The 16,242-nt window shown below is 64.8% G+C and carries 17 protein-coding genes; 16 read left to right on the plus strand and 1 reads right to left on the minus strand.

Annotation, left to right across the window (positions count from 1 at the left end; translation table 11 throughout):
• Nucleotides 1–150 precede the first annotated feature (150 nt).
• The 13 genes from AC0L3A_RS06930 (at nt 151) to AC0L3A_RS06990 (ending at nt 11,675) form a co-directional block, all read left to right on the plus strand.
• The gene (locus AC0L3A_RS06930; protein ID WP_473253899.1) at nt 151–720 is read left to right on the plus strand and encodes a NifU family protein; all 570 of its coding nucleotides are present in this window, start codon (nt 151–153) and stop codon (nt 718–720) included.
• Between the two features lie 84 nt (nt 721–804).
• On the plus strand, nt 805–1,500 hold the full coding sequence (tsaB, locus tag AC0L3A_RS06935) for a tRNA (adenosine(37)-N6)-threonylcarbamoyltransferase complex dimerization subunit type 1 TsaB (RefSeq protein ID WP_354200268.1): 696 nt from the start codon (nt 805–807) through the stop codon (nt 1,498–1,500).
• The gene (rimI, locus tag AC0L3A_RS06940; protein ID WP_473253900.1) at nt 1,497–1,982 is read left to right on the plus strand and encodes a ribosomal protein S18-alanine N-acetyltransferase; all 486 of its coding nucleotides are present in this window, start codon (nt 1,497–1,499) and stop codon (nt 1,980–1,982) included. The genes tsaB and rimI overlap by 4 nt, the downstream gene beginning before the upstream one ends.
• 38 nt (nt 1,983–2,020) lie before the next feature.
• Nucleotides 2,021–2,476, plus strand: coding sequence for a Fur family transcriptional regulator (locus tag AC0L3A_RS06945; RefSeq protein WP_007598312.1), 456 nt, complete (start codon nt 2,021–2,023; stop codon nt 2,474–2,476).
• Nucleotides 2,477–3,157: an HAD family hydrolase gene (locus AC0L3A_RS06950; protein WP_473253901.1), complete on the plus strand. Its 681-nt coding sequence runs from the start codon at nt 2,477–2,479 to the stop codon at nt 3,155–3,157.
• A gap of 191 nt (nt 3,158–3,348) precedes the next feature.
• Nucleotides 3,349–4,737 (plus strand): tRNA (N6-isopentenyl adenosine(37)-C2)-methylthiotransferase MiaB, encoded by a 1,389-nt coding sequence (gene miaB, locus AC0L3A_RS06955; RefSeq protein ID WP_473253902.1) that lies wholly within the window; start codon nt 3,349–3,351, stop codon nt 4,735–4,737.
• A gap of 4 nt (nt 4,738–4,741) precedes the next feature.
• Nucleotides 4,742–5,800, plus strand: coding sequence for a PhoH family protein (locus AC0L3A_RS06960; RefSeq protein WP_473253903.1), 1,059 nt, complete (start codon nt 4,742–4,744; stop codon nt 5,798–5,800).
• 61 nt (nt 5,801–5,861) lie between these two features.
• Entirely contained in the window at nt 5,862–6,371 is a 510-nt protein-coding gene (gene ybeY / locus AC0L3A_RS06965; RefSeq protein WP_007598322.1) for an rRNA maturation RNase YbeY, read from the plus strand.
• Between the two features lies 1 nt (nt 6,372).
• The gene (locus AC0L3A_RS06970) at nt 6,373–7,491 is read left to right on the plus strand and encodes a hemolysin family protein (protein ID WP_007598324.1); all 1,119 of its coding nucleotides are present in this window, start codon (nt 6,373–6,375) and stop codon (nt 7,489–7,491) included.
• The gene (gene lnt / locus AC0L3A_RS06975) at nt 7,488–9,101 is read left to right on the plus strand and encodes an apolipoprotein N-acyltransferase (RefSeq protein WP_219678875.1); all 1,614 of its coding nucleotides are present in this window, start codon (nt 7,488–7,490) and stop codon (nt 9,099–9,101) included. The genes AC0L3A_RS06970 and lnt overlap by 4 nt, the downstream gene beginning before the upstream one ends.
• Nucleotides 9,102–9,311: 210 nt before the next feature.
• Entirely contained in the window at nt 9,312–9,725 is a 414-nt protein-coding gene (locus AC0L3A_RS06980) for a helix-turn-helix domain-containing protein (protein WP_007598327.1), read from the plus strand.
• An 85-nt stretch (nt 9,726–9,810) separates the two neighbouring features.
• Nucleotides 9,811–10,968 (plus strand): M20 family metallopeptidase, encoded by a 1,158-nt coding sequence (locus tag AC0L3A_RS06985; RefSeq protein ID WP_007598328.1) that lies wholly within the window; start codon nt 9,811–9,813, stop codon nt 10,966–10,968.
• Nucleotides 10,965–11,675 (plus strand): tRNA (guanine(46)-N(7))-methyltransferase TrmB, encoded by a 711-nt coding sequence (locus AC0L3A_RS06990; RefSeq protein WP_007598330.1) that lies wholly within the window; start codon nt 10,965–10,967, stop codon nt 11,673–11,675. Before AC0L3A_RS06985 ends, AC0L3A_RS06990 begins: the two co-directional genes overlap by 4 nt.
• On the opposite strand, the gene AC0L3A_RS06995 is transcribed toward AC0L3A_RS06990, so the two are convergent.
• Nucleotides 11,672–12,754, minus strand: coding sequence for a DUF2336 domain-containing protein (locus tag AC0L3A_RS06995; protein ID WP_007598332.1), 1,083 nt, complete (start codon nt 12,752–12,754; stop codon nt 11,672–11,674). The genes AC0L3A_RS06990 and AC0L3A_RS06995 overlap by 4 nt on opposite strands.
• A 363-nt stretch (nt 12,755–13,117) precedes the next feature.
• Here AC0L3A_RS06995 and rimP point away from each other — a divergent pair, with 363 nt between their 5' ends.
• Genes rimP through AC0L3A_RS07010 form a run of 3 tightly spaced genes read left to right on the plus strand, consistent with a single transcriptional unit; the run spans nt 13,118 to nt 16,216 of the window.
• Nucleotides 13,118–13,897 carry a ribosome maturation factor RimP gene (gene rimP, locus AC0L3A_RS07000; protein ID WP_035993842.1) on the plus strand — a complete coding sequence of 260 codons (780 nt, stop codon included), beginning with the start codon at nt 13,118–13,120 and terminating at the stop codon, nt 13,895–13,897.
• A 2-nt stretch (nt 13,898–13,899) separates the two neighbouring features.
• Nucleotides 13,900–15,510, plus strand: coding sequence for a transcription termination factor NusA (gene nusA, locus AC0L3A_RS07005; protein ID WP_007598336.1), 1,611 nt, complete (start codon nt 13,900–13,902; stop codon nt 15,508–15,510).
• A 22-nt stretch (nt 15,511–15,532) separates the two neighbouring features.
• Complete coding sequence (locus AC0L3A_RS07010; RefSeq protein ID WP_007598339.1) at nt 15,533–16,216, plus strand: RNA-binding protein; 684 nt, start codon at nt 15,533–15,535, stop codon at nt 16,214–16,216.
• Nucleotides 16,217–16,242: the final 26 nt, after the last annotated feature.

A 16,242-nucleotide genomic window follows, 5' to 3' on the forward strand; every position in this document is an offset into this window, starting at 1 on the left:
TGATGGCCGGGAGAGGGAGAAGCGGGCGCCCTAACCCGCTGATATAACAGGTGAACGGCCAACTTACCCCTTGACCGTGCGTTCGCCGTCGCCATCTGCTAGTGGATAGAGCACGCGCCGGCCTTGAACCGGCGACGTCTGGAGAAAACCATGTTCATTCAAACCGAAGCCACTCCCAATCCCGCCACGCTGAAGTTCATTCCAGGCCGCGTCGTGGTCGACGGCGGACCGATGGAATTTGCCAACCGCGAATCGGCCGCACGCTCGCCGCTTGCCGAAAAGCTGTTCGAGGTCCCCGGTGTCACCGGCGTGTTCTACGGATCGGACTTCATCACCGTGACCAAGGCGAACGGTGAATGGCAACAGCTCAAGCCCGCGATCCTCGGCGCCATCATGGAGCACTATATGTCCGGCGCGCCGCTGCTCGCCGACGGTGCCGCCGCGAGCGATTCCGATCTCGACGACGAGGACGAGTTCTTCGACGAGGCCGATGCCGAGACGGTCGACATGATCAAGGATCTGATCGAGACCCGCGTGCGGCCGGCGGTCGCCAATGACGGCGGCGACATCACTTTCCGCGGCTTCAAGGACGGTATCGTCTATCTCAACATGAAGGGCTCCTGCGCCGGCTGCCCGTCATCGACCGCGACGCTCCAGCACGGCATCCAGAACCTGCTCAAGCACTTCGTCCCCGACGTGGTCGAAGTCCGACCGATGTAGGCTGGTCCGCAAAGGCGTGGATGGCCGGGACAAGCCCGGCCATGATGGCGAGCATTCCATGACAGATGGTGCTACGATCGTTCCATGCTGATCCTCGCCATCGATACCGCGCTGGAAGCGTGCGCGGTTGCCGTTCTCGACACCGATTCCGGCCAGCTCCTCGCACAGGAGCAGCTTCTGATGAAGCGCGGCCACGCCGAAGCGCTGATGCCGATGATCGCGCGCGTGATGCAGTCAGCCAATCTCGCCTTCACCGCGCTCGACCGCATCGCGGTCACCATGGGCCCCGGAAGTTTCACCGGTTTGCGCGTCGGCATTTCGGCGGCCCGCGGCCTTGCGCTTGCTGCGAAGCGGCCCGCCGTCGGCCTGACCACCTTGTCGGCCTATGCCGCCGCCGTCGTCGGCCAGAGCGGAGCGGCGCCGGTGATCTCGGCGATCGACGCGCGGCACGACCACGTCTATTTCCAGATCGTGGCCGGTGACGGCAGTCAGCTGGTGCGGCCGGGCGTCGCTCCCATCGACGAAGCGATCGCGGCTTCGCAATTCGGCGCGCCGCATCTGGTCGGCAATGCCGCAAACATCCTCGCCGAGCGCTGGCCTAAAGATATGCCGCAGCCGGTCGCGGTGGGCGCGCAGCCCGCGCCCGACATCGGCTGGGTCGCATGGCTTGGCGCCGCGGCCGATCCCGCGACAAATCCGGCGCGGCCGTTCTATCTGCGGGCGCCCGACGCGAAGCCGTCCGCACAACTGCCGCTTGCAGCACAAGCCGCAAGCTCATGATGAAATGGTTCTCGGAATGGTGGCGCGGCGGGACGCCCGTCGTCGAGCCGGCTGTCGCGCGCGACGTTGCACGGCTCGCGCAGCTCCACGGCGCCTCCTTCGCGCGCGGTTGGGGCGAAGGCGAGTTCGAGAGCATGCTCAGCGAGCGCAACACGCTGGTGCACCGGTTGCGCCTCGGCCGCAACACCGTGGGCTTCGCGGTGTCGCGGATCGGCGCGGACGAAGCGGAGATCCTCTCGATCGCGGTCGACCAGGCCCATCGCGGACGCGGCCTCTCTCGCACACTGCTGATGACCCATCTCGGCCACCTGGCAGGACGCGGCGTCCGCACAATATTTCTCGAGGTCGAGGAAAATAACCAGCCGGCGCGGCGGCTCTACGACCGAACCGGATTCATGGTGGTCGGACGCCGCGAACGCTACTATAAGCAGCCGAGCGGGGAACAATTGAACGCACTTCTGATGCGACGTGACTTGTCGTAACATTGATGGCAGAAAGCGCCCCGTCAGGCGGACATCACATGACTGGTCTTAAACCTTCCCCCGCTTCCAAGGCGTCCGGCATCGAGGCGCGCTGTGCCGCCACCGGCATGCGCATGACCGAGCAGCGCCGTGTCATCGCCCGCGTGCTCGCGGAGGCGGTCGATCATCCCGATGTCGAGGAACTGTACCGCCGCTGTGTCGCCGTCGACGACAAGATCTCGATTTCGACCGTGTATCGGACCGTCAAGCTGTTCGAGGATGCAGGCATCATCGAGCGCCATGATTTCCGCGAAGGCCGCGCGCGCTACGAGCAGATGCGCGACAGCCATCACGACCACCTCATCAACCTGCGCGACGGCAAGGTGATCGAGTTCACCTCCGAGGAGATCGAGAAGCTCCAGGCGGAGATCGCCCGCAAGCTCGGTTACAAGCTGGTCGATCATCGGCTCGAACTCTATTGCGTCCCGCTCGACGACGACAAACCCACAAGTTAAGTGCCCGTCGATCTCGTCATCTTCGATTGCGACGGCGTGCTCGTGGACAGCGAGGTGATCTCCTGTCGCGCGCATGCGGCTGTGCTGACGAGGCACGGCTATCCGATCACATCGGAGCAGGTGCTGGTCCGCTTCCTCGGCGTATCCGAGAAGGACGCACGGCGAATGGTCGAGCAGGAGATCGGCCGCAATCTTCCCGACGATCTCGAAAGCCAGGTGAATGCGGCGACGTTGCAATTTTATGCCAGCGATTTGCAGCCGATCACCCATGTGGCCGCAGCGATTGGCGCAATCGATTTGCCCAAATGCGTTGCGTCGAGCGGCACGCCGGAGAAGATCCACCACGGCCTCACCTGCGCCGGTCTCTACGATCTGCTCGCTCCGAACATCTTTTCCGCGAGCCAGGTCGCACGCGGCAAGCCCGCGCCCGATCTTTTTCTATTCGCCGCAACGCAGATGAATGTCGCGCCGGAGCGGTGTCTTGTGGTCGAGGACAGCGTCCCCGGGGTGACCGGCGCGCATGCCGCCGGGATGACCGTGCTGGGCTTTCACGGTGGCAGCCATTGCCCGCCGGGCCACGCTGAAAGGCTACGGGCCGCCGGGGCCGGATTGACGTTCGACGATATGCGGCAATTGCCGGAGCTGGTGCGGCGGGTCGCGGCGGACACCCTGGCGGGCTGAATCCCTCCTCTCGGCGTCATTCCGGGGCGATGCGCCGGCATCGAACCCGGAATCTCGTGCCAAAACCTCTGGATTCCGGTTCGCGACTGCGTCGCGCCCCGGAATGACGACCGAAAAGGCCCCCAATCGCTGGATTTCCACGGCCTCAGCCTATATCTGAGGGCGGTCCTCCCACCTCATTCCCGGGTTCCATGACGCCGCCGCGCAAGCTGCACATCAAATCATATGGCTGCCAGATGAACGTCTACGATGCCCAGCGCATGGTGGACACGCTGGCCCCGGAAGGATTCGTGGAGACGGCCAGCGCTGATGACGCCGACCTCGTCATCCTCAATACCTGCCATATCCGCGAGAAGGCCTCGGAAAAGGTCTATTCGGAGCTCGGCCGCCTGCGCGTCGCCAAGGACGCCGCCGCGCGCGATGGGCGCACCATGCAGATCGCGGTCGCGGGCTGCGTGGCACAGGCCGAAGGCGAGGAGATCGTGCGCCGTGCGCCCGCGGTCGACGTCGTGGTGGGACCGCAGAGCTATCATCATTTGCCGCAGCTCTTGAAGCGCGCCGGCAATGAAGGCCGCGCCGTCGAGACCGAATTCCCTGCGGAGGACAAGTTCGGCTTCCTCGCGCAGCCCAAGCCCGGCGCGATCCGCGCCCGCGGCATTTCCGCTTTCGTCACGGTGCAGGAAGGCTGCGACAAGTTCTGCACCTTCTGCGTCGTGCCTTACACGCGTGGCTCGGAAGTCTCGCGGCCGGTGGCAAAGATCGTCGATGACGTAAAGCGGCTCACTGAGAACGGCGTGCGCGAGCTCACGCTGATCGGGCAGAACGTCAACGCCTATCATGGCGAGGGGCCGGACGGAAAAAGCTGGCCGCTCGGCCGGCTGCTGGAGCACCTCGCGGCGCTTCCGGGCGTCGCGCGGCTACGCTATTCGACCAGCCATCCCCGTGACGTCGATGACAGTCTGATTGCAGCCCATCGCGATCTCGATGCCTTGATGCCGTTCGTGCACCTGCCGGTGCAGTCGGGCTCGGACCGGATTTTGGCCGCCATGAACCGGAAACATACCGCCGATGATTATCTTGATGTCATCGACCGTTTCCGGTCCGCACGCCAAGACATTGCTTTCTCATCAGATTTCATCGTCGGCTTCCCGGGCGAGAGCGAGCAAGATTTTCTCGCGACCCTCGCGCTTGTCACGCAAATCGGCTACGCTGCTGCGTATTCGTTCAAATACTCCGCCCGGCCGGGAACGCCGGCCGCGGATATGCAGGAGACGGTGTCCCCCTCCGAGATGGACCAGCGATTGGAGCGGCTCCAGGAACTGATCGACAGCCAGCAATCGGCCTTCAACAAGGCTGCGATTGGCTCAACCGTCGATGTGCTGTTCGAGCGTCCGGCCCGCAGGGATGGCCAGATCGTCGGCCGGACCGCCTTCCTCCAGCCCGCGCATGTGATGGCCTCGCCCGACATCATCGGACAAATCCTGCCGGTCCGGATCGACAGCCTCGAACGCTACAGCTTCCTCGGCGAGCTCGCCATGGCGCACGAGCCCGCTTTATCGCCCATCGCCACTGGAGCCTGAACCCTTGCCCAAAAGCGCATCGGATTCGTCTTCTTCCATCGCTCCCAGCCGCAAATTTGACCGCGACATGCAGGTTCCGCCCGAGACCCAGGTCGTCATCGACTTCGACGACAACCGCGCCGCATCCGCGTTGGTCGGCCCTTACGGCCAGCATCTGGCACAGATCGAACGGCGGCTCGGTGTCGTCGTCGATTCCAAGGGCAATCACATCACCATCGGCGGCTCGCGTGACGGCTGCGATGCCGCGCGCCGCGTGCTGGAGACGCTCTACGCCCAGGCCGTGAAGGGACAGGACCTCGACCAGGGCGAGGTCGAGGGCGCGATCCGTGCCGTGATCGCGCAGGGCTCGCTGTTCGAGTTCGACGCCAAGTCAGCCAAATCCACCTTCGACAGCATCAATTTGCGCAAGCGCCCGGTGCGCGCGCGCACGGCGGCGCAGGATTCCTACATCCGCGCGCTGAAGCGCCACGAGCTGGTGTTCGGCATCGGCCCCGCCGGCACCGGCAAGACCTGGCTCGCGGTCGCGCATGCCGCGCAACTGTTCGAGCGCAAGGAAGTCGACAAGATCATCCTGTCCCGCCCGGCGGTGGAAGCCGGCGAGCGGCTCGGCTTTTTGCCCGGCGATCTCCGCGAGAAGGTCGATCCTTATCTTCGCCCGATCTACGACGCGCTCTATGACCTGATGGACGCGCGCATCGTCGAGCGCGCGCTGCAGACCGGCGAGATCGAGATCGCGCCGCTCGCCTTCATGCGCGGCCGCACGCTGACCAACGCGGCCATCATCCTGGACGAGGCGCAGAACACCACGTCGATGCAGATGAAGATGTTTTTGACCCGCCTCGGCGAAAACAGCCGCATGATCGTGACAGGCGATCCCTCGCAGATCGACTTGCCGAACGGCCAGACCTCGGGCCTCGCCGAGGCGACGCGCCTGCTGAGCGGCGTTGAAGGCATCGCGCAAGTTCATTTCAAGGCCGAAGACGTGATCCGCCACGAGCTCGTGGCGCGGATCGTCTCCGCCTACGAAAGTGCGCCGCAGCGGCCGGCCGCCGGTAAATCCTGACGAGACAGCAACCGGACCATATGGGCGCGGACGCGGCGCCCCTTCGTTCGGAACAAGGACAATGTCACACCCCAATCTTCCCATCACCGAGGTCCTCGTCGTCGCCGATTGCTGGCAGCGGGAGCCCGAATCCGAGGCCGTGATCCAGCGCGCCGTGGCGGCCGCCGCCGAGAATGTCGACGAAGACGTTGCGGAGGCGGAAGTGGCGGTGATGCTGACCGATGATGCCGGCATCCGCACGCTGAACAGCAACTGGCGCGGCATCGACAAGCCGACCAACGTGCTGTCGTTTCCCGCGCTGCAGCCGGAAGGCGAATGGAAACCGGGCGATGCGCCGCGCATGCTCGGCGACATCGCGATCGCCTACGAGACCATGCGGCGTGAGGCGGACGAGGAACAAAAGCCGTTCGATCATCATTTGAGCCATCTCGCCGTGCACGGTTTCCTGCATCTGGTCGGCTACGACCACGAAAACGAAGACGACGCCGAGGAAATGGAAGCGCTCGAACGAGAGATCCTGGCTCATCTCGGCATTCCCGACCCCTATGCCGACCGCCCGGGGACGCATTGAGATGCCGGATTCGGACCCGATTCACGACAATCCGCGCAACACGGCCAATTTACCGGTCGTGGTGACCTCAGGCGAGGTGATGCGCCCGACCGCGGAAGGCTGGCTGCTGCGTGCCATTCGCAGCCTGTTCGGCTGGAAGGCGGGTTCGGTACGCGACGACCTCCAGGTCGTGCTCGACGCCACGACGCCCGACGACACCGGCTTCTCGACGGTCGAGCGCACCATGCTGCGCAACATCCTCGGCCTGCACGAGCGTCGCATCGCCGACGTCATGGTGCATCGCGCCGACATCATCGCGGTGAAGCGCGACATCCCGCTCGGCGAGTTGATGGACCGCTTCGAGAGCGCCGGCCATTCGCGCCTTGTGGTCTACAACGAGACGCTCGACGATCCCGTCGGCATCGTCCATATCCGCGATCTGCTTGCCTTCATGACCGCGCGTGCGCGCGTGTCGGGGGTCACGAAAACCAAGCGCAAGAAACCGCTGCCGGCCGGGCTCGATCTGCGTACGGTCGATCTCGCGCTGCCGCTCGAGGAAGCGCGCATCATCCGCAAGCTGCTCTACGTGCCGCCGTCGATGCGGGCGATCGACCTGCTCGCGCAGATGCAGGCCACTCGCATCCATCTGGCGCTGGTGGTCGACGAATATGGCGGCAGCGACGGGCTGGTCTCGCTCGAGGACATCGTCGAGCAGATCGTCGGCGAGATCGACGACGAGCATGACAGCGACGAGCCGCCTTCGATCGTGCGGCTGCCCGACAACGCCTTCATCGCCGACGCCCGCGCCAGCCTCGACGACGTCCGCACCGTGATCGGCGAGGACTTCGTCACCGGGGAGGCCGGCGAGGAAGTGGAGACGCTGGGCGGCTATCTCGTCAGCTTTGTCGGGCGCCTGCCGGTGCGCGGCGAGGTGATCTCGGGCCCCGGCCATTACGAGATCGAGGTGCTCGATGCCGATCCGCGCCGGGTCAAGCGACTGCGGATCTCGACGCGAAAGGAGCGCCCCGCGCCGCGCACCCAGCGCGAGAGCCGGCGCCGCGAGGCTGCGCCGGATGGCAGCCAGCCGGCGGCCAGCGACACGCCCACCCCGCCGCCAAGCGACGGGACCGGTCCGCAGTGAGCCCTTTCCAGCGATTTCGCCAGATCGCGCTTGCCATCATCCTGACCTGGGGATGGAAGCGCGCGCTCGTCGCGATGGCTGCCGGTGCGCTCTCGGTGCTGGCACTGGCGCCGTTCAACGCCTTCCCGGTGCTTTTCATCACCTTCCCGGTGCTGGTCTGGCTGATCGACGGCGCCGGCGCCGGCCGATATCGCGGCGTCCCTGCCGCGGCGCTGACCGGCTACTGGTTCGGCCTCGGCTATTTCGTGCCCGGCCTCTACTGGATCGGCTACGCCTTCTTCGTCGATGCCGATGTGTTCGCCTGGCTGACGCCGTTCGCCGTGCTGGGCCTGCCGGCCTATCTGTCCATCTTCACGGCAATGGGCTTTGCGCTCGCCCGCCTGCTCTGGACCAAGAACGCCACGCGCGTGCTTGCGCTCGCGGCAAGTCTCACCATCACCGAATGGCTGCGCGGTCATGCGCTGACCGGCTTTCCCTGGAACGCGTTCGGTTATGCGCTGTCCGAGCCGCTGCCGCTGGCACAAACGGCGTCGCTGATCGGCCTCTGGGGCATGACGTTCCTGACGGTTGCGATCTTCGCAAGCCCCGCGGCGCTGATCGACCGCACGCCCGATCGCCGCCTGGCGTGGCGCGCACCGGCCGCGGCCCTGGCGCTCCTGCTGGTCATGAGTATCTTCGGCGCGATCCGCCTGTCGCTGCATCCGACCACGATGGTCGCGGGCACCAAGTTGCGCCTGATGCAGCCGGATCTCCAGCAGGACGCGAAATTCAACTACGCCGCCAAGGCGGAGGTGATGAAGAAATATCTGGCCCTGTCGGACCGCGCCTCCGGGCCGCAATCGACCGGCGTGCGCGATGCCACCATCCTGATCTGGCCGGAATCCGCCTTTCCGTTCTTCCTCACTCGCGAAGCCGATGCGATGGCGCAAATCGCGGAGCTTCTGCCCAAGGGCACGGTGCTGATCACGGGCTCGGTCCGCGCGCCCGACCTGCCGCGGGGCACGCCGATCACCCGCGCCTATAATTCGATCTACGTGATCGACCACGACGGCAGCGTGCTCTCTATGTACGACAAGCTGCATTTGGTGCCGTTCGGCGAGTTTCTTCCCTACCAGGGTCTGATGGAGAAGCTCGGTTTCGAGCAACTCACGCGTGTGCGCGGTGGCTTCATTCCCGGCACCGTGCGGCATGCGCTACCGGTCCCCGGCGCACCGTCCGCGCTGCCGCTGATCTGCTACGAAGCAATCTTTCCCGGCGAGGTGGCTGGACGCAATGAGCGTCCGGGCTGGATCGTGAACCTCACCAATGACGGCTGGTTCGGAATCTCGACCGGCCCCTACCAACACCTCGAACAGGCGCGGATGCGCGCGATCGAGCTCGGATTGCCGCTGGTTCGCTCCGCCAATACCGGCGTTTCCGCAGTGATCGATCCGGTGGGACGCATCGTCGCCAGCCTCGGTCTCGGGATCGAAGGCGTTCTGGATGCAAATCTGCCCGCCGCGATCCCGCCGACCATCTATGCGCGCGTGGGCGATGTCCCCGCGGCCATGCTCGTCGCGCTCGCCGTGTTTCTGGCGGTCCGCCGACGTGTTGCCAAGCGGCGCCCCTGATCACGCAGCCGCGGCCGATAACTTTTGACAACCGTAGTCCCACGGTTGACAGACTGCACGCGGCCTCCTCATTCTGCACCGGCTGCAAAAGACAGTGGGCATTGCTAAATTTCTCCGCAATGTTTTCCAATAACAGGGTCTGATTTTGACGTTGCTTACACCTGAGGCATTCCTGATTGCGCCGAAGGTGATGTTTGGAGGGCTGAGGAAATGTCGAAAGCGCCCAACCCTGTTGACAAATATGTCGGCAGTCGCGTGCGGATGCGCCGCATCATGTTGGGCATGAGCCAGGAAAAGCTCGGTGAAGCTTTGGGCCTGACTTTCCAACAAGTGCAGAAATACGAGAAGGGCACAAACCGGGTCGGCGCGAGCCGCATCCAGCAAATTGCCGAAATTCTCCAGGTGCCGGTGTCCTTCCTGTTCGAGGGCGGTCCGAGCGGCGTGGCGGGGCCGGACGGCTTCGCGGAAGGCGCATCGCCGTCTTACGTCTCGGATTTCCTCGCAACTTCCGAAGGACTCGCTTTGACCAAAGCGTTCACCCGAATCACGGATTCGAAGATGCGCCGCTCGATCGTCGATCTCGTCGAGCAGATCGCTGCCCGCGAAGGCCCCGACAAGCGCTGACGCGCCCTCTCAATCCGATTTGAGACTGCGTCAAATCTGGCCTATGTCGTCATTTGCGGCCGCGCTTTGATGCGCGTCCTCCTCGATGATGCGATTCAAAGGCACAGATGCGCTCATGGTCAGCTCCAATTGGTTCGATTCCCAAACTATTCTCGATGGCATCCGCCGCTGGGTGGAGGTCGAGACGCCAACGGACGCACCTGAACAGGTCAACAAGCTGGTCTCGATGGTCGCGGAGCAATACCGCGATCTCCCTGTTACGCTCGAGCGCATCGCCGGCGTCGACGGCTGCGGCGATCATCTCGTGGCGCGCTCGACCTGGGGCCAGGACCGGCCCAGCATCCTGGTGCTGAGCCACCTCGATACCGTTCATCCCATGGGATTCATCGAGCGCCTGCCGTTCAAGGTCGAAGGCGACAGCGCGTTCGGTCCCGGCATCTACGACATGAAGGGCGGCGCCTACATCGCCCATCACGCCTTTCGCGCGCTTTGTGCCACGGCCGATCGCCCGCCGCTCGGCATCACCCATCTGTTCACCTCCGACGAGGAGATCGGCAGCCCCACCTCTCGCGCACTCATCGAGACCGAAGGGCGCAAGGCGAAATACGTGCTGGTGACGGAGCCGGCCCGCGACGGTGGCAAGATCGTCACCGGCCGCAAGGGCGTCGGGCGATTCGAAGTGTTCATCAAGGGCGTGCCCGCGCATGCCGGCACGCGGCCCCAGGATGGCCGCAGCGCGATCCGCGAGCTCGCCAATGTCATCCTGGCGCTGGAAGCGATGAACGATCTGGCGCGCGGCGTCACCGTCAATGTCGGGGTGGTGCGCGGCGGCACGCGGCCCAACGTGACGCCGGAAGAAGCCCATGCCGAAATCGATCTGCGCGTGCCGAGCTTCAAGGACGCGGATGAATTCGTCGGCAAGATCCTCGCCCTGACATCGAAGACGGATGGCGTCACCGTCAAGGTCACGGGCGGGCTCAATCGTCCGCCCTACGAGAAGAGCAATGCAGGCGCCTCGCTGTACGAACATGCAAAGACCGTTGCCACGGAGATCGGTTTCGAGCTGCTCGACGTTCACACCGGCGGCGGCTCGGACGGTAATTTCACCGCCGCCCACACCGCGACGCTCGACGGGCTCGGCGTCGACGGCAAGGGCGCGCACACCCATTACGAGCAGCTCTATGTCTCGTCGCTCGAACCGCGCGCGCGGCTGCTCCATCGCCTGTACCAGACGCTACGATGAGTGAGCGCAAATCAGATCCCGATCGCGAGGACAGCGAGCGCGCCTTCTTCGGACGCCGCAAGGGCCACAAGCTCAGGCAGCACCAAGCCGAGCTGATCGATCATCTGCTGCCGCGCCTTGCGCTCGCCATCGACCGCGAAGCACCGGCGGATGCCCGCGAGCTCTTCGGCCCCGCCGTCGACGATTTGCGGCTTGAGATCGGCTTCGGCGGCGGCGAGCATCTTGCGGCAGAAGCGCAAAACTTCGCCACAACCGGCTTCATCGGCTGCGAGCCTTACGTCAACGGCATGGCGAAGATCCTCGCGCAGATCGAGGCCGCCGAGATCGGCAACATCCGCCTGTTCGCAGGCGATGCCGCCGAGCTCCTGGCCTGGCTGCCGAAGGCTTCGCTGTCGCGGATCGACCTGATCCATCCCGATCCCTGGCCGAAACGGCGGCACTGGAAGCGTCGCTTCGTGCAGGACTGGACCATCGCCGCGATGGCGCGCGTGCTGAAAGCCGGCGGCGAATTTCGTTTCGTCTGCGACATCGACGATTATTGCGCCTGGACGCTGTCGCATCTGTCGCGTTCGCAGGACTTTGTCTGGCTCGCGGAGCGCGCCGATGATTTTCGCCTGCCGTGGGACGGATACACGATGACGCGCTACGGCCGAAAGGCCACGCGCGAAGGCCGCAAGGCGGCGTATCTGCGATTCAGGCGGGTCTAGATCGTCTGCCGGTTGCGCCAGAAATTCACGACGCGCTCTGCGGTCGTCGGCATCAGCCGAGTAAAGTTCGCGCGCGCCTGCTCAAGGTCGGCATCGGCTGGCGTGCGATTCGGGCCGTACCACATCAGGATCAGCTCCCGCACCGTCGGCCAGCTGACATTCAGCACACGTGCCAGAACCAGAATTGGATCGTAGCGGTCACCCGTGATCAGGCGGTCGAGGACAGAGAGGCGGACGCCGGACATCGCCGAGAGCGACGCGATCGCCTCCTCGTATTTGTGGGCCTTCGCGAAGCCAAACAGCGCGCTCTCGCCAAGATGGCCCCCGCGATGCAAGGCCAGAATCGTACGTTGCGCTCCCGAGAAATCGCGACGCGGGCCCGGCGGCAGCGTGGCTTCCTCGATGGCCGCCATGGCGCGCTTGATCTCGACCTGGCGCACGGGATTGACCACGCTCGAGAGGCGACGGCGGATGACGTCGAGCGTACCGTCAAGAAGCTGTTTCAGGTTCTCGCCCGAAAGATCGCTACGCTGGCCGATCCTGAGGGTCAGCACGCCATCCTGCGCGGCACGCTTGATCAACTCGGAATAGCTGCCAGGCGAGAACTCCGCGCCGGAATTGCCGGCGGCGCGGCGCACCACGTCGCGATCGCCGCGCTCGACCAGCACGTCGGTGATGACAGCCGACAGCGTGGGGCGCTCGCTCATCGCCAGCAGATGGCCCTGGCCCTTCAGTCGCGCGATCTCGACGAGAGCATCGTCGTCGAGCACGGGGGAATGGCGCAGCACGGGACCCGCCACCGCGATTTCGTTTTCGCGCGCGAGCTGACTCACGAGATGCCGGGGCGCGTTGCTCAGGCGTGAGAAGCGTTCGGCGAGATCGACGCGCGAGGCAAGCTCGGCATGCGGGACGAGATCGATCAGCAGATTGTCGAAGAGATCGATGACATCGGGACGGAGGTTCTCGGCGTCCTGAAAGAACAATTGGGAGATGGCGTGCGCGATCTCGCCGCGACGCCGCGGGTCGCCGCGTTTGACGATATCGTCCAGTCCGGGAATGAGCGACGTGGCAACGGTCATGAAAACGCAAACTCGTACGGGGCACGCCGCGGGTGCGCCCTTGGTCCAAGCCGCCCCACAATCGGGGAATTTAGGCCTCGGAGGTGAAGGAAGCGTTGCGCGGGGCCGCAGGCAGGGCGCAAAAAGCCCAGCCTGCCCTGCATGGGCCTTGTCCGGGAAGACGGAAAGGGCTATATCAGCGCCAATTCATCTTCTCATACGATCCGCGTAGTGAGAGTGGGCCCGAAAGGACCCGCTCTTTTTTATTACCTGAACGCGGCTTGGTGAAAGATGTGCGGCCCGGCGATCTGTCGGGAGAGTTCCGAAGCGAGCTTTGAGATCTTAAACCAAGCCTTAACCATATCGAGCGCCTTGACCTCTGCCATGACCGAACCGAACCCTGGTTCCACGGATGCCGAATTGCTGGCCGAGCCGAGGCTCGTAGTCGAGCCGGGCGTGGCGGCACGGGTGTCCGCGGTCGCCGGACCGGTGCTCGAAGGCATGGGCTACCGCTTGGTGCGGATCCGCATTTCCGGGGAATCCGGCTGCACCGTGCAGGTTATGGCCGAGCGGCCGGACGGCTCCATGCAGATCGAGGATTGCGAGGCGATCTCGCGGGCGCTGTCGCCCGTGCTCGACGTCGCCGATCCCGTCGATCGCGCCTATCGGCTGGAAATCTCCTCACCGGGGATCGACCGCCCGCTGGTGCGCCGCTCCGATTTCGAGCGTTATGTCGGCCATCTGGTGAAGGTCGAGATGGCGGTCGCCCATGAGGGCCGAAAGCGGTTCCGCGGCACGATCGGCCCCGTCGAAGGCGACCGCGTGCATCTGCATCGCGACGACGTCAAGGCGGGCGAGACTGCCGACGTTCTCCTGACGATGGAAGACATCGCCGAGGCCCGGCTGGTGCTGACCGACGAGCTGATTGCGGAATCCATGCGCCGCGGCAAGGCCCAGGCACGCGAGATGCGCCGCAATCTCGGCCTCGAGCCGCCGGCGGCGCCGCACGCCAGCATCAGCGAAAAAACGACCAAGAACACCAAACCGACCAAGAAGCCGGCGCCGGCCGCGACGAAAAAGCCGGCTCCGACCAATACCAAGAAACATCGCCTGGCCGCCGAACGCGCGCGGCGGGGCGAGATCGATCCTGACGAAGGAGACTAGCCATGGCAGTCAGCGCCAATCGACTTGAATTGCTTCAGATCGCCGACGCCGTTGCGCGCGAGAAATCGATCGACCGCGGCATCGTCATCGCGGCGATGGAGGATGCCATCGCCAAGGCGGCGCGGGCCCGTTACGGCAGCGAGACCGACGTTCACGCCGAGATCGACCCGAAGAAGGGCGAGCTCCGGCTGTCGCGCCACATGCTGGTGGTCGAGACGGTCGAAAACCATTCCAACCAAATCTCGCTGGTGGATGCGCAGCGCGCCAATCCCGGTGCCCAGGTCGGCGACACCATCGCCGACACCCTGCCTCCGCTGGAATATGGCCGCATCGCCGCGCAGTCCGCCAAGCAGGTGATCGTGCAAAAGGTGCGCGAAGCCGAGCGCGACCGGCAATATATGGAATTCAAGGACCGCATCGGCGACATCGTCAACGGCGTCGTCAAGCGCGTCGAATACGGCAGCGTCATCGTCGATCTCGGCCGCGGCGAGGCCATCATCCGCCGCGACGAGATGCTGCCGCGCGAAGTGTTCCGCAACGGCGACCGCGTCCGCGCCTACATCTTCGACGTCCGCCGCGAGACCCGCGGGCCGCAGATCTTCCTCTCCCGCACCCATCCGCAGTTCATGGCCAAACTGTTCGCGCAGGAAGTGCCCGAGATCTATGACGGCATCGTCGAGATCAAGGCGGTTGCCCGCGATCCAGGCTCGCGCGCGAAAATCGGCGTGATTTCCCGTGATTCCTCGGTCGATCCGGTCGGCGCCTGCGTCGGTATGCGCGGTTCGCGCGTGCAGGCGGTGGTGAACGAATTGCAGGGCGAGAAGATCGACATCATCCCCTGGTCGCCCGACATCGCGACCTTCGTGGTCAACGCGCTGGCGCCGGCCGAAGTCTCCAAGGTCGTCATCGACGAAGACCGCGAGCGCATCGAGGTCGTCGTGCCCGACACCAACAACCAGCTCTCGCTGGCGATCGGCCGCCGCGGCCAGAATGTGCGTCTGGCCTCGCAGCTCACCGGCTGGGACATCGACATCCTGACCGAGCAGGAGGAATCGGAGCGCCGCCAGGCCGATTTCGAGAACTCCACCCGCGTCTTCATGGAATCTCTCAATGTCGACGAAGTGGTCGGCCAATTGCTGGCGTCGGAAGGCTTCACGTCGGTCGAGGAACTCGCGATGGTGGACGTCAAGGAACTCGCCGGCATCGAAGGTTTCGACGAGGAGACCGCGCAGGAGCTCCAGAACCGCGCCCGTGAATATCTCGAACAGCTGGAAGCCGAGCTCGAGGCCAGGCGCAAGGAGCTCGGGGTCGAGGACGCCGTCAAGGACGTGCCCGGCGTCACCTCGAAGATGCTGGTGAAGTTCGGCGAGAACGACATCAAGACGGTCGACGATCTCGCCGGCTGCGCCACGGACGATCTGGTCGGCTGGACCGAGCGCAAGGAAGGCGGCGAACAGACCAAATATCCGGGCGCGCTCGATGGCCTCGATATCTCGCGTGACGATGCTGAAGCGATGATCATGCAGGCCCGCGTCAAGGCCGGCTGGATCACCGAGGCCGATCTCGCCAAGCCCGCTGAAGAGGCCGAGGCGACCGAAGATCAGCCGGCTTAGGGCGAAGGAGGATGTCACCCGGATGCTCGCCGATACTGACCCCGAACTCGACCATGGACCGCGGACCGAAAGGTCCGCGACCATGCGGATGTGTGCGGTCAGCCGCGAGGTCCGGCCGATCGACGAGCTGATCCGCTTCGTCGTCTCGCCCCAAGGGCACATAGTTCCCGATCTCAAGCGCAAGCTGCCCGGACGCGGCATGTGGGTCACCGCCTCGCGCGAGGTGGTTGCGGAAGCCGTTCGGCGTCACCATTTTACCAAAGCCTTCAAGCGCGAGCTGCGCATCCCTCAGACGCTTCCCGCCGAGATCGAGGCGCTCCTGGTCCGGAGCGTGGTCGAAGCCCTTGGGATTGCGGCCAAAGCGCGCCAGATCGTCGCCGGTTTCGGCAAGGTCGAAAGCGCGCTTCGGGAAGGTACGGTCGAGGTCCTGATCCATGCCAGCGACGGGGCCGCGGACGGAATCCGCAAATTGGACATGCTGGCGCGTCAAAATGAGGGAAATCGCGGCGCCAAGCCGCCGATTCCCGTCGTCACCGCACTAAAATCGACAGAATTGGATTTGGCACTTACCCGGTCAAATGTGATACATGCTGCCCTGCTCGCGGGCCCGGCGAGCAAGTCATTCCTGTCACGTAGCCAGATGCTGGTCCGATACCGGATGGCGGACGCTGACAGGACTGCCGAAAAGCCCGGCCAGGATTTCTGAGAGACAACGACCACCCGATAGCACGG

This window comes from Bradyrhizobium sp. MI1.3, from assembly GCF_055811695.1.